The sequence below is a fragment of the Alcaligenes sp. RM2 genome, assembly GCF_052931795.1.
In genome coordinates this window covers 158,698-172,612 of record NZ_JBRFIO010000006.1, presented here as the reverse complement: position 1 = coordinate 172,612, position 13,915 = coordinate 158,698, and the positions used below count along the sequence as shown (strand labels likewise).

Sequence of the window (13,915 nt, the reverse complement as noted above, 5' to 3'; positions counted from 1 at the left end):
AAGATTAAAAAAGGGTGAATCATGCCTGTGGAATTGGCTTCCTTGCCGACAGACCAAGCGCTGCACGCGCCTGGAGTTTCTGCCGAGCAGTTCAAACTTGCTATGCGCCATCTGGGTGGCACGGCCAATGTGATTACGGTCGAACACCAGGGCCAGCGTAGCGGCCTGACGGCAACGTCGGTCACCTCGGTAGCCGCAGATCCGGCAGAGGTACTGGTCTGTGTGAATCAAAGCTCCTCGTCCTGGCCTTTAATGCGTGACAGTGGCCTGTTCGGTGTGAATATTCTGGGTGTCGAGCAGGCAGGCATGGCTTTGCAGTTTGCCGGTTTCAAAGGCGAGCAAGGCGATGCGCGTTATGCCGGACATGATTGGCTGCGTACCGAGCACGGTATCTGGTTGGCACGACAAGCTCCTGCCGCTTTGGCCTGCCAGATCGTGGAAGTAATTGAACGTCATAGCCATGCTTTGGTATTGGGCCGTGTCTTGCAGGTGCACCATGCCGAGCAGGCACAGGATTCGCCTTTGCTGTATTGGCAGGGACGTTTTGGCCGTTTTCAGGGCCAGTAAATCGTCGGGATCGCTGTCTCTGTCTTGGCACCTTAACCGGGCCTAGGGATAGTCTCGATGTTGCAGTGCAAGAGGCTGTGCCACACTAAGGCACAGCTTTTTTATCGCTTGTTGCGACGCTCATGACCACCATACTGAATCGCTATGCCCAGCTGCATTCGCAGGATGTGGACTGCGTTCAGCACTATATCTCCCAGGTTTTCTGCCCGCATAGTCTGACCCTGGCGGATACTCGTCAGCGTCTGAATGCACGCTTGTATCTACGCCAAGGCCAGGATGTGGCCTATGGTCGTTTGCGCTATGGCGCGCAGGTGCAGATTCAGCCCCAGCCACTGGACGACTTCTATCTCTTGCAAATCCCTCTGTCGGGACAAGAGCAGATTCATACGGCGCACGGACGTTTCGCGTCTACCTCGCGTCTGGCTTCCATCATCAGCCCGACTCAAGACTTCAGCATGGAACATAGTCTGGAGGCCGATAAGCTGTTTGTGCGTATTGGACGCCAAGGGCTGGAGCGTCACTATCAGGATTATTTTGCGCAGCCTGTACGCGGCCCCTTGGAGTTTCAGCCTTCCATTCCTTTGGATGCGCCTGGCGGAGCCAGTTTGCGCCGCTTGCTGGATTGGCAGTTTGCCGAAGTGTCGGACGGCTCTTTGTTTGATCAGCCCCGTCAGGTACGCCAATTCGAGCAGACCCTGATTTATGCCTTGTTCGAGCTGCACCAGCACAATCAGCCCGCCCATAAGACCGCGGCAGCCTTGCCGCATGTTTTGCGACGTGCCCTGGATTTCATGGAAAGTCAGACCGGCCAGCCCATCACGATTGGCGATATAGCCCAAGCGGCAGGTGTTAGTGTGCGCAGTCTGTATGCGGGGTTCCGGGAACATTTGGGTGTCGCACCGATGGCGCGTCTAAAGCAGATGCGTCTGGAAGCGGCCCGCCGATATTTGCAGGAAGGTGGCATGTCAGTCACCGAAGTGGCCCTGGCCTGTGGCTTTGCCCACCTGGGACAGTTCTCTGCTGACTATCGCTATCGCTATGGCGAGCGCCCCTCTGAAACATTAAGCGGCCTGACTCGACCTCGGTCCAGCATCTAAGCGCCGGCATCCGGCGCTACACTAAGGGCTTGATTAGGAGCCCTGCATGTCCTCTGAGAATTCCTCCAGTTCCAAACCCAAACTGGCCTTGACCTTGCCCGATCTGGATGCACAGCAATTGGTGCTGGTGCAGACGACGGTGCCCGATATGATGCTGGCCAAGTACCTGGCTCATCACCTGGTTGAAGATGGAATTGCCGCTTGTGCGAACCTTGCGCCCGCCAGTTTGTCTATGTACATGTGGCAAGGGGAGTTACAGGGTGATGAGGAAATCACGCTGACTTTCAAAACCACAGTGGCCCGGCTACCGGAACTGGCAGATCGCTTGCGAGAGCAGCATCCTTACGAACTGCCTGAATTGATTGTGCTTCCGGTTGTTGGTGGTTTCACCGCTTATCTGGATTGGGTCCGCACCCAGACGCGTCCAGCGTGATCTCAGATAGCCCAGCCTAAAAAACCGGAATAGATTTGTGCCTTTGTCTTTGAAGCGTTCTCCGTTTTCTGCCCAGCGTCTTGGCGCGTGGTTTGCTGTTTTCTTTGTCCTGATGCTGGCCTGGCTGGCAACGCCATTGACGGCGCAGGCAGAAGAAGAGTTTCTGGACCCGGAACAGGCTTTTGTACTGACCGCGGCCATGAGCCAGCCCGATCAGCTGGATATCCATTTCCAGATTGCGCCTGAATACTATATGTATCGCAAGCGCTTCGGGATCTCGACCGAGAAGGCTGAGCATTTGGGTACTCCCCAGCTTCCCGATGGCGAAAAGGTGTACGACCCTACCTTTGACGAAGTCATGGAGGTCTACCGCAACTCGGTCACCCTGCGAGTGCCTGTTCTGGCCGATAGCGGTACGGGCCAGGATCTGAAAATTGATGTGGTCAGCCAGGGTTGTGCCGATGCTGGCCTGTGCTATTCCCCCTCTACGCAAACCTTGACCCTGATCCCCACCGGACAGGGCTGGGAAGTGGCAGGCCCCTTTGGTGTGGTGTCGGTGCCTGCGCCGGGTGAAGGCTCGGATCAGAAAGCAGACACCGCAGCCACGACGTCTACGGCTACATCTGCCAGCACAGGTGGTGTCGCGTCGGCCTTGAGCCTGAGTGATGTGGGCCTGGCGGATTACCTCAAGCAAGCAGGTTGGGGGCAGATTGTGCTGCTGAGCTTTGTGTTCGGCTTGCTGCTGTCCTTTACACCCTGCGTCTTGCCGATGGTGCCGATTCTGCTGTCCATCATTGCGGGCCGTAATCAGCCTGCGCCATCGCGCTGGCATGGTTTGAAAATGGCTTTTGCCTTTGTGCTGGGCTTGTCTCTGGTCTACACCTTGCTGGGTGTGGCGGCAGGTTTGCTGGGCGCAGGCTTGGCAAGCTGGTTGCAGAATCCGTGGGTCTTGGGCTTGTTCGCCCTGATCCTGGTGGTGCTGGCCTTGTCCATGCTGGATGTCTTTACGGTACAGGCTCCGGCGGCGCTACAAAATCGTTTGAATGAAACCATGAACCGTTTGCCGGGCGGGCAGATGGGTGGCGTGTTCCTGATGGGCATGCTGTCTGCGCTGATCGTCGGCCCTTGCGTAGCAGCGCCTTTGGCGGGTGTGCTGCTGTTTATCTCGCAGACGGGTGATGTGGTCCTGGGCGGCTCGGCTCTGTTCGCCTTGGCCTGGGGGTCGGGCGTGTTGCTGCTGATTGTGGGCGCGGGTTCTGGCAGTGTGTTGCCCAAGGCCGGTGCCTGGATGGAAAGTGTCAAAACCGCATTTGGTGTCTTGCTGTTGGCTACGGCCTGGTGGATGGTCTCGCCCTTGATGTCCGGCACGATCGCGGTCTTTGGCTGGGTCGTTTTGGCTTTGTGGGCCGCGGCCTTGTTGGGTGCATTTGGGCGCGGTACGGCAGCGCGCACACCTTGGTCGGGTTTGCGCCAGGGCGTAGGCATGATGCTGGCGGTCTGGGCCATCATGATGATGATCAGCATTGCCCTGGGTCGCCCCAGTGTGATTCGCCCTCTGGAAGGGCTGAAGTCGTCCGGTACGGTAGCCGCTGCGCAAAGCAAGGTGGAGTTTCAGCGTGTGAGCAGTTTGCAGGAGCTGGAAGAACGCCTGGCCAAGGCCACCCGCCCCGTGATGCTGGATTTCTACGCAGACTGGTGCGTGTCCTGCATTGAAATGGAGAATTTCACCTTTAGTGACCCAGCGGTCGCGCAGCGCATGGCACAGTTTGATTTGCTGCAGGTGGATGTGACGGCCAATACCCCTGAAGATAGGGAATTGCTGAAACATTTCCGTCTGTTTGGGCCCCCCGGCATCATGTTTTTTGATTCCAAGGGGCAGCAGCTGGAGCAACTGCGCGTGATCGGTTTTCAGGACGCCAGCCGCTTTTCCAAGGTGCTCGATGAGGTCCTGGCCGGTGCCTGAAGACTCTGATTTGCCCGAAATCGGGCTTATCAGGGCTTAACAGACGATAGGTCGTCGCGTACACACAACAAAAAACGCAGCTCACAGGCTGCGTTTTTTGCGTTCTGATTGATGTGAATCAGCAGTTCTGTTCGCGCATCAGCTTGGCGGCTTCGATGGCGAAATAGGTCAGAATGCCGTCGCCACCAGCACGCTTGAATGCCAGCAGAGACTCCATCATGACCTTGTCGTGATCCAGCCAGCCGTTCTGGGCGGCAGCCTTGATCATCGCGTACTCGCCACTGACTTGGTAGGCGTAGGTTGGCATGCCAAAGGCGTCTTTTACGTCGCGCAGGATGTCCAGGTAAGGCAGGCCAGGTTTGACCATGACCATATCGGCACCTTCGCGGATATCGGCGGCCACTTCGCGCAGGGCTTCGTTACGGTTGGCGGGGTCCATCTGGTAGGTGTTCTTGTTGGAACGGCCCAGATTGGCAGCCGAGCCCACCGCGTCGCGGAAGGGGCCGTAGAAGGCGCTGGCGTACTTGGCCGAGTAAGCCATGATGCGGGTGTGGATGAACTGGTCCTTGTCCAGAGCAGCGCGGATGGAGCCGATGCGGCCGTCCATCATGTCGCTGGGGGCCACAATGTCTACGCCAGCCTGGGCTTGCGTCTGGGCCTGGCGGATCAGCATGGCGACCGTCTCTTCGTTCAGGATGTGACCGGCTTCGTCCAGAATGCCGTCCTGGCCATGGCTGGTGTAGGGGTCCAGAGCCACGTCAGTCAGCACGCCCAGCTCGGGGAATTGCTGCTTGAGCATGCCCACCACGCGCGGAATCAGGCCGTTCGGGTTGGCGGCTTCGCTGCCATCCGGCGTTTTCAGGGACGGGTCGATGGACGGGAACAGGGACAACACGGGGATGCCCAGCTCCAGACACTGTTCGGCCACGCGCATCAGTTCATCAGGCGAATAGCGCATGACGCCGGGCATGGAGCCCACTTGCTCCTGAACTCTCTCGCCTTCACGCACAAAGACCGGGTAGATCAGGTCGTCTGTGGACAGGCGGTTTTCACGCACCAGACGGCGGGAAAACTCGTCGCGGCGGTTACGGCGCAGGCGAGTGTTTGGAAAGTCGGCAGGAGGAATAAAACGAGTCATGGAACAACCTTCGGAGAAATCCAGTTTTCGATGCATTCGGTCGCTTCGGGCAAGCCGATACGATCAGTGGAGGAGAAGGGCAGCGCATGCAGGGCGCCAATTTCCCGGAGTTGGCGGCGCACTTCGGCCACCGCCTTGATGCGTTGACCATACGGCAGTTTGTCGGCCTTGGTCAAAAGAGCCAGTACGGGCTTGCCGGTAGGTGCAATCCAGTCGGCCAGACGCATATCCAGGTCGGTCACGCCGCGTCGGATGTCGATTAGCAACACAATGCCGGCAATCGAGGGGCGGGAGACCAGGTACTCGCCCAGAATTTCGGCCCAGTCCTGCTTTTCGTGGCGCGCCACGGCGGCGTAGCCGTAGCCGGGCAAGTCCACCAGGTGGCCCAGAAAGTCGCCCGGCGAGAGCGGGTCGGGGATACCGAACATATTGATCAGGCGTGTTCGTCCCGGCGTTTTACTGGAAAAAGCCAGTTTCCGTTGGTTGGCCAACACATTGATGGCGGAGGATTTGCCCGCATTGGAGCGCCCCACAAAACAGACCTCTGGCGGTCCGGGAGGAGGCAGCTGATCGATCTGAGCAGCTGAAATCGTGAAGTGAGCGCGGTGCAGTATCGACATGGTTGCAGCGTAATTCCATATTGGTTCAGCGCCTATTGTATAATCTCTCGATTTGAAACAGTAATGTCGTAGTCCACTGGGTACTGACCAGCGGCTTACGGTGGCTTTTGCGGGGCGCATGCGGCACCCCGATTGATTCGCGATTATCGAGGTCCAAATGAAGCGTGCGCTTTCCCGAGTCGTTATCGCAAGCAGCCTGACGATGGCTTGCTCTGTGGTTTTTACCGCTAACGTGGCCAATGCAGCTGGTCTGCCCAAGCCAGATGCCGCCAAAGGCGAGCAGCTCTACCTGCAAGGTGAGATGTCGCGTGGCGTGCTGGCCTGTGTGACCTGTCACGGGGATGGCGGCAACAGTATTATCCCGGTCAACCCGTCGCTGGCTCACCAGCCGTACGAGTACCTGGTCAAGCAGCTGCACGATTTCCGTGCCAAGGACGAGAAGTCTGTGCCTTCCCGTCGCGGCCCTGAAGGCGCCAACAGCCTGATGACCGCCATTGCTGCCGGCATGACCGAAGAAGACATGCAAAACGTGGCTTTCTTCCTGTCCCAACAGCCCGTGAACTGGGATCAGGCAGCTAACGCTACCAAAGAAGACACCATGGAACGTGGCCAGAAGATCTGGCGCGGCGGTTTGCCCGAGCGCGGTGTTGCGGCCTGTGCCGCTTGCCACTCGCCTGATGGCGCTGGTATGCCCGGTCAGTTCCCCCGTCTGGCTGGCCAGCACCCTGGCTACATTGCCGAACAGCTCAAATTGTTCCGCAGCGGCGACCGTGCCAATGGCCCGATGATGCATGACATCGCGGATCGCATGTCGGACGCCGACATTGCAGCCGTGTCAGATTTCGCAGCTGGCCTGCGTTAATCAGTCCAAGGGGGCCATTGGCCCCCTGACTGTCTGAAGCCTGACATTCGCTTTTTGGCCCCAGCTTCCTGATAGTCATGGCAGTTTGGAAGCCTTAACAACGGGCAGTGCCGATTTGGGCCGGGTCTCGTGTTGGTGTTTTGTCCAGCGATCGAACTTTGTGTGCGTTCTGCGTTCAAAGTCTGGATGTTTCCGGTGAAACCCCCCACCTCCTAAGCTAGCCTTTGTGAAAAAAGTATCCCCCGTACGTCGCTTTGCGGCCGATTTCCTGGAATTGCTCGGTTCGATGCGCTTTGCCATCAGCTTGCTGATGTTCATTTGCGTAGCTAGTCTGATCGGCACTGTTCTGGCGCAAAATCAGCCCGCCAATACGTATATCGATCAATTCGGGCCGTACTGGTTTGAATTTTTCGACCATTTTTCGATCTGGTCCATCTACAACAGTGGCTGGTTCATGGTCATCATGACGTTTCTGGTGGTCTCGACCACGCTGTGCGTCATTCGTAATGCCCCCAAGATGATCCGTGAAATGCGCACGTTCAAAGAGCATGTGCGCGGCGGCAGTCTGAAAGCCTTTCCCCACCGTGTTGAACTGGAAAGCGCCGGTGCTCCCGAACATAATCGCGAGCAGGTGCAAGGCTGGTTGCAGTCCCAGGGTTACGCCGTGCGCGTGCGTCAGGATGACGACGGCAGCATGATGATGGCAGCCAAGAAGGGCAGCGCCAACAAGCTGGGTTACATTTTTGCCCACTTGGCGATTGTGGTGATCTGTGTGGGCGGCCTGCTCGACAGCGAATTGCCCGTGCGCCTGCAGGTGTGGCTGGGTGGTAAACAGCCCATTACTGAAAACATGCTGATTTCCCAGGTGCCCGAGTCGGGTCGACTGGGCTTGGGCAATCCCAGCTTCCGCGCCAATATGCTGGTGCCAGAGGGAGCCCGTACGGCTACTGCCGTGGTCAATTCCGGTGAAGGCGTCCTGATTCAGCCTCTGCCTTTTGCCCTGGAACTCAAGCGTTTCCTGGTGGAGTACTACTCAACCGGCATGCCCAGCAGCTTCAAGAGTGAAGTGGAAGTTACCGATCCCGTCACGGGCGATACGTTCGAGCGCACCATCGAGGTGAACGAGCCGCTGCGCTACAAGGGGGTCACGGTTTACCAGTCCGGTTTTGACGATGGCGGCAGTATCCTCAGCCTGAAGGGCTATCCCTTGGTAGGCCCTGGTTCCAAGACCTTTGCGCTAAATGGCAAAGTGGGCGAAACCGTAGGCATTGCGGCCCAGGAAAGCCCCAACGAACACGCTTTGACGGTTCAGTTGACCGAGCTGCGCCCCATCAACGTGGAGAACCTGAGTGAGGGTGATCCTCAGCCCAAGGCCATGATTGAACACGTAGCCGCTGTTACTGGTAGCGCTGCCAACAAGAAAGATCAGCATCTGAAGAACGTCGGCCCCAGCGTGAACTATCGCTTGATCGACGATCAGGGCCAGTCCCGCGAGTTTGTGAACTACATGCTGCCGGTGGAGCTGGATGGCACCCTGGTGTTTCTGGCCGGTATGCGCTTTTCGCCCGCCGAGCCGTTCCGCTATGTGCGTTTCCCGGCTGACGACAAGGGTTCCTTGAAAGAATTCATGGATTTGCGTGCGGCCACGCAGAACGAGGCCCTGGTGACCCAGGCGGCCGAGCGCTTTGCCGAGCGTAACTCTTCGTCGCCCGAGCAAAAAGAGCTGATGCTCTCCGCGTCCAGAACTGCTTTGCAGACGTTTGTGCGTGCCGGTTTTGATGGCTTGATCAGCCGTGTCCCCGAGGCCGAGCGCGAGCGTATTCTGGGTTTTGCAATTCCCATGATTCAGTTCACACTGTCGGAATTGCGTGACTTGATCAGGCAGCAACAAGGTTTGCCGGAGTTGGATTACAGTCAGGAAAATAGCGATGCCAATCGCTGGATTCAGTCTGCTGTACTGGCGTTTGCCAACCTGCCTGATTACCCGGCACCGGTTATGTTGACCTTGGACAGCTTTGAGCAAGTTCAAGCCAGCGTATTCCAGGTGGCGCGCAGCCCAGGCATGTACATTGTGTACTTGGGTTGCTTGTTTCTGATTATTGGCGTGTTCTCGATGTTCTATATCCGGGATCGCCGTGTGTGGGTCTGGATTCGCCCTCACAACCAAGGCAGCAGTGTCATGGCTGCCATGACATCTCAACGTCGCAACTTGGACTTTAACCTCGAGTTTGATCGCCTTAAAGCGGCGTTCAACCGGCTATCTGTCTGACAAGGTGTAGCTACTATGGCGCAGACCCTTTCTTCGGCCACTCCTTCGATGTGGCAAGACAATATCGCTTCCAGTGGTGACCGGCGCGGTATCCGTGGCCGTCCGGACTGGACGGATGTGCTGTTTCTGGTGGCACTGGCTTTGGGCGCGGCGTATGCGCTCAATGTGTACAGCACCAGCATGGATTACTACGAGAAGATCATTCTGGTGGCTTTCGTGCCGTTTGTGGCCTGGCTGGGGTGGTTGTGGCGTCCGCTGCGCACGCTGCTGGTGTTGTCTGGTTTGACGGCTTTGCTGGCGGTCTGGCTGTACAGCACGGGTGATGGTTTGGGCACCGGCGATATTGAAAAGGCCGATTCGGTTTTTCTGCTGAAGTATTTGTTCTCTTCCCAGTCCGCCATTTTGTGGATGTGCGCGCTGTTCATTCTGGCTACGGTGATGTACTGGGCTGGTTTTTTCAGTAATACGGCGGCCTGGATGGGGTCGGGGCTGACCTGGGCGGCGATCTATGCCGGGATGACGGGTTTGCTGGTGCGCTGGCGCGAAGGTCACTTGTTGGGTCCGGACATCGGTCATATCCCGGTCAGTAATCTGTATGAAGTGTTTGTGCTGCTGGCGCTGATTACTGCCTTGTTCTACATGTATTACGAGCGTCGTTACAACACGCGTGCCTTGGGTGGCTTTGTGCTGTTGGCGATCAGTTCGCTGGTTATTTTTCTGCTGTGGTATTCCTTCACGCGTGATGCACACCAGATCCAGCCTTTGGTGCCTGCGCTGAAAAGCTGGTGGATGAAGCTGCACGTGCCGGCCAACTTTATTGGTTACGGTACGTTCTCGTTGGCGGCCATGGTGGGTTTTGCGTATCTGGTTAAGGAAAATGGCGAGACGCGTTCGCGTGCCAAGCTGATTCCGGTGTTTTTGCTGGGTGCGATTCTGTGTGCCGAGCCCATGATTTTTGGTTCGCGCGAGTTGTCGCCTACCTGGATGCTGTATTTCGGTATCGGTAGTGTGATCGTGGGTACGATTCTGTATTTCCGTGGTCCGATTTCGCGCAAGCTGCCTTCGCTGGAGGTGCTTGATGACATCATGTACCGGGCGATTGCGGTGGGTTTTGCCTTCTTTACGGTGGCAACGGTGTTGGGGGCTTTGTGGGCCGCTGATGCTTGGGGCACTTACTGGCAGTGGGACCCGAAAGAGACTTGGGCTTTGATTGTGTGGCTGAACTATGCGGCTTGGTTGCACTTGCGCTTGCTTAAAGGGCTGCGTGGCACGATGGCAGCGTATTGGGCGCTGGGTGGGCTGCTGATTACCAGCTTTGCGTTCTTGGGCGTGAATATGTTCTTGTCGGGGCTGCATTCCTACGGGGAGCTGTAAGGTTTCTGCTGTTCTGGGGTGCTTGTGTTTGGGCTTCGGAATGGCGGTTGTAGAATTGGGAAACCCGAGTTTGGCTGAGTGCCGGACTCGGGTTTTTTTGTGGCTGTTTATTTGTTCTTTTAGGGGCGGGTGCCTGGTAGGGGCTTGAATGGTGCTTTGTGGGGTGACATAAGCGCTGGGAGACGCCGCTGGTGTGCGGGTCGGGGTGTCGGGGCTTGAGCGCTTGCCGGTGCTGCGCACCGGTGCCCTTGGCAGAAGATCGCGTAGGGCGCATCCTGAACTCGCACGATGGTTTGTCCCCCCGGACAAACCATAAGCGTCGTGCTCAAACAGCAGGGTGCTTGAACCCCTACGCGATCTTCTGCCCGCGGCAAGCACTCTGAATCGCCCCGAGACCCCGACCCGCACACCAGCGGCTCACAGTGTTTATTTATGAGCCATCCCTATCTGTGTATCCAGAGCTGGGTTCAATACAGGCTTATCCACCTGCAGGGTTGCCAAAGAAGTAGCCTCTGTTGCTTTCATCATGTCTGAGCTTGCGTTGCACGCTGCGGCTGATTCGAAGCGGGGCTTGGAGCTGGATTCGCCTATTTCTTCTTGTTGAGCGGTCAGGCCCTCTGTGGGCCTTGGGTAGCTATTTGAGTTACATGGCGGGCGGGAATTTATCCTGGGATTCGATCAGGAACTGGCGGGCTGCCGGGTCGTTGACCAAGTCGGTCATGGCTTGGGCTTTGAGCAGGTCTGCAGGGGTGCAGGCTTTGGAGATGATGAAGCCTTGTACGTAGTCTACGCCCAGTTCTTGCAGGGCTTTCAGGGTGGGGACGTCTTCGACCCATTCGGCGATGCTGATCATGCCCAGGTTGTTGGCCAGTTCAACAATGGTTCGGACAATGGCGACGTTGGTTTCTTTTTTCAGCATGTCGCAAATCAGGGCACCGTCGATCTTGATGGCATCGGCGGGCAGTTCGCGCAGGTAGGAGAAGGAGGTGTACCCCGCTCCAAAGTCATCCAGTGCGATGCGCACGCCCATTTTCTGCAGGCGACGCATGAAATTACGTGTGTGCTCCAGGTCGTCCAGCGCGACGCCTTCGGTGATTTCTACACACAGTCGGCGGGCCAGGTGTTCGAATCGGGCCAGGATGTCGAAGAGCCATTTGATGAAGGTGTCGTCGTTCAGGGACACGCCGCTCAGGTTGATGGTGACCCATTGGGTCTTGCTCAACTGGGCTTCGTGTTTGGACATCCATTCCAGGGTGGCGGAGAACACCCATTTATCGATGATGGTGATGGTGCCGCTTTCTTCTGCTGCTGCGATGATGCGGCCGGTAGGGATGAGCTGGCCAGAGGAGTCGCGCACGCGCAGCAAGGCCTCGAAGTTCAGGCTGTCCATGGGGCGACGCAAGGCAGCGATAGGCTGCATTTCCAGGTATAGCGCGCGAGAAGAGCCACCTTCCAGCTCTTCAAATAAACGTAGTTCTTCGGCGTGTTCTTGCAGGACGTTGGAGTCCTGCCCGTAGATAATCATGTCCTGATGCAGGCGGCGGGCGTCGCGGGCAGCTCGGCTGGCGGCGGAGATGGCTTCTTGCGGAGCCATGCCGGGGGCGACTTCGACCAGCCCCAGTGTGCTGCGCAGGTTGAAACTGCGGTTGCCAGCCAGCAAGGGGCTTTTGTTCAGCGATTCCAGCACGCTATTGGCCAGAGTGCGAGCCTGGTCGGGTTCGCAGTCTTCAAAGATGATGACAAATTCGTCGTTGCCGATGCGGCCAATCTTGTCTTTGCTGCGCAGGACGGATTCCAGTTGCTCGCAGACTTTCAGCAGCAGGGCATCACCCGAGGAATGGCCGAAGGTGCCGTTCACATATTTGATGTGGTTCAGGTCCAAGTAGGCCAGCAGGCAGGGTTTGTCGTCCTGGCTGCGGCTGAGCAGGCCGTCCAGTGCTTTTTCGATACCGCGCTGGTTCAGGACATTGGTAACCGGATCGTTGTCGGCCATCAGGCGCAGTTGGCGGTAGGTCTCGGCACGGGCGGTGATGTCTTGCAGAGATCCTTCAATGCACTGATTGACGATGGCCACACGCAAGGCAAATTGGCAGGGCTGGGCATCGGCGTCGTAGTAGGTAATGGTCACGTCCTGACCATTTTGTGTGTTTTGGGCGACAGCTTTCCAGTCTTGTTCGGGAAAGAAATTGGTCCAGTGTATGGTGCTTTCGTTCGGGTCTGCGTCTATGTTGAGCATGCGCGCCAGAATGGGACTGATGCGCAGAAAGACGCCGGATTCGTTCAGGGTGAACATGCCGACGGGAGTCAGCAGGTAGTGGGCCATGAGTTCGTTACGGGCGCGCAGGGATTCGCTGCGGTCTTCTCGCAAGCGTTCACCTACGGCCAGGGCCACCATCAGATTGGAGAGCAGGAAGGCGATGACACCGTTGAAGTTCTCTACAAAGCTGGAGCGACCAAAGGTCACCAGAAAGATGGCTGAAATCAGCATGCACAGGGCCATGCTGAGCAGCACCAGCTGCCAGAGCAAGATGCGCGAGCGGGTGTGCAGGAGGATGGACAGCAGCACGGCAGACACGCAGCACAGCGCGTAGATGGTGCTGACCCACATGACGGGCTGGAACACGGACGCCGGGGCCAGCAGGGACACGGGTAACAGGATCAGGCCCAGTATGCCCACCGTAGGCAGCAAGCGTTGCAGGCGGGCGGTGGTAATCGAGTTGCCCAGCAATACCGTAAACAGGGAATAGCTCAGGATGAAGTAGCAGGCGATGGTCACCTGACGCAGCACCGGCATGTACTGCGAGGGCAGAATCTGGCCTAGCCACTGGGTATCCCAGCCCATGGCCATCGAACCCAGGCGCAGGTTGCCAATCAACCAGACTGACAGCAGCAGGTAGATCCAGGCGCGGTTGGTGGCGGCCAGCACCAGCATGAACATGGCCATGGTCAGCAAGCCGCCTTCCAGCAGCCCTATGCCACGGCTAAGACGGATCGAGGAGTTGGTGACGTCAGCGCTGGCCCAGAGCTGAGCTTGCAGGAGGGTGGGGCGGGAGGTCTCGACACGGCACAGCACGGTGTCGGGGTGGTTCGCCTGGCCTAATTCCAGGGTGTAGCTTTTTACCGGGGCGGGTGACAGCGGGGTAGGCGGGTCCAGCTCACTGTTACGCAGGGCTTGGCCGCTGCGGGCGTCTTGGCAGTGCAGCGAAGAAATCGGGGAGGCCGGAAAGTGCAGGACCTGGTCCTGCTGGGGGAAGGGGGCGGGCAGGGTCAGCAGCAGCCAATGGGGCTCGCTCAGGTGCAATCGTTGCCGGGTCGGGGCATTTTCCAATTGCGTCAGTAACTCTGGATCCGCATGCTCTTGCTGGCTGGCCAGCGCCTGAATGCCCAAACTTTGACCGGGAACGGTAGGGTAGCGATTCGGCAGGAACAGTAATGCCCATAAAGTGAGCATGATCAGAAACAAAGGGATGACGTAAAGACTCAAGCCGCGAATCAGGCGCTCGCTGGCCGAAGTAACAGGCTCAAAGCCGTGTGTCGGTATCCCTGGGGTGGTCATGATGGTGGTACAGCCTCCAGCGCTTACCATCGAACT

At 57.7% G+C, this 13,915-nt stretch carries 10 protein-coding genes; 7 read left to right on the top strand and 3 right to left on the bottom strand.

Translation table 11 applies throughout. The features are described from left to right. Nucleotides 1-21 precede the first annotated feature (21 nt). From ACU6HM_RS17400 to dsbD, 4 genes are all read left to right on the top strand, one after another. Nucleotides 22-567, top strand: coding sequence for a flavin reductase family protein (locus tag ACU6HM_RS17400; protein WP_009459970.1), 546 nt, complete (start codon nucleotides 22-24; stop codon nucleotides 565-567). 122 nt (nucleotides 568-689) lie between these two features. After that, on the top strand, nucleotides 690-1,664 hold the full coding sequence (locus ACU6HM_RS17395) for an AraC family transcriptional regulator (RefSeq protein WP_446764132.1): 975 nt from the start codon (nucleotides 690-692) through the stop codon (nucleotides 1,662-1,664). Between the two features lie 46 nt (nucleotides 1,665-1,710). After that, entirely contained in the window at nucleotides 1,711-2,097 is a 387-nt protein-coding gene (cutA, locus tag ACU6HM_RS17390; protein ID WP_009459966.1) for a divalent-cation tolerance protein CutA, read from the top strand. 37 nt (nucleotides 2,098-2,134) lie between these two features. Continuing rightward, a complete protein-coding gene (gene dsbD, locus ACU6HM_RS17385) occupies nucleotides 2,135-4,060 on the top strand; it encodes a protein-disulfide reductase DsbD (RefSeq protein WP_446764131.1) in 1,926 nt (641 codons plus the stop codon). Between the two features lie 118 nt (nucleotides 4,061-4,178). Here the strand turns inward: dsbD and hemB are convergent, their stop codons facing one another. Both hemB and yihA read right to left on the bottom strand, forming a co-directional pair. After that, on the bottom strand, nucleotides 4,179-5,198 hold the full coding sequence (gene hemB / locus ACU6HM_RS17380; protein WP_022983335.1) for a porphobilinogen synthase: 1,020 nt from the start codon (nucleotides 5,196-5,198) through the stop codon (nucleotides 4,179-4,181). Further along, nucleotides 5,195-5,818, bottom strand: a complete 624-nt coding sequence (gene yihA, locus ACU6HM_RS17375) for a ribosome biogenesis GTP-binding protein YihA/YsxC (RefSeq protein WP_009459957.1) — start codon at nucleotides 5,816-5,818, stop codon at nucleotides 5,195-5,197. Before yihA ends, hemB begins: the two co-directional genes overlap by 4 nt. A gap of 157 nt (nucleotides 5,819-5,975) precedes the next feature. On the opposite strand from yihA, the gene ACU6HM_RS17370 reads away from it, so the two are divergent. From ACU6HM_RS17370 to ccsB, 3 genes are all read left to right on the top strand, one after another. Next, the gene (locus tag ACU6HM_RS17370; protein WP_031232587.1) at nucleotides 5,976-6,680 is read left to right on the top strand and encodes a c-type cytochrome; all 705 of its coding nucleotides are present in this window, start codon (nucleotides 5,976-5,978) and stop codon (nucleotides 6,678-6,680) included. A 226-nt stretch (nucleotides 6,681-6,906) separates the two neighbouring features. Beyond that, nucleotides 6,907-8,949 carry a cytochrome c biogenesis protein ResB gene (locus tag ACU6HM_RS17365; RefSeq protein WP_009459953.1) on the top strand — a complete coding sequence of 681 codons (2,043 nt, stop codon included), beginning with the start codon at nucleotides 6,907-6,909 and terminating at the stop codon, nucleotides 8,947-8,949. A 15-nt stretch (nucleotides 8,950-8,964) separates the two neighbouring features. Further along, entirely contained in the window at nucleotides 8,965-10,323 is a 1,359-nt protein-coding gene (gene ccsB / locus ACU6HM_RS17360) for a c-type cytochrome biogenesis protein CcsB (protein WP_009459951.1), read from the top strand. A gap of 643 nt (nucleotides 10,324-10,966) precedes the next feature. Here ccsB and ACU6HM_RS17355 read toward each other — a convergent pair. Beyond that, entirely contained in the window at nucleotides 10,967-13,879 is a 2,913-nt protein-coding gene (locus tag ACU6HM_RS17355) for an EAL domain-containing protein (RefSeq protein ID WP_250756309.1), read from the bottom strand. Nucleotides 13,880-13,915: the final 36 nt, after the last annotated feature.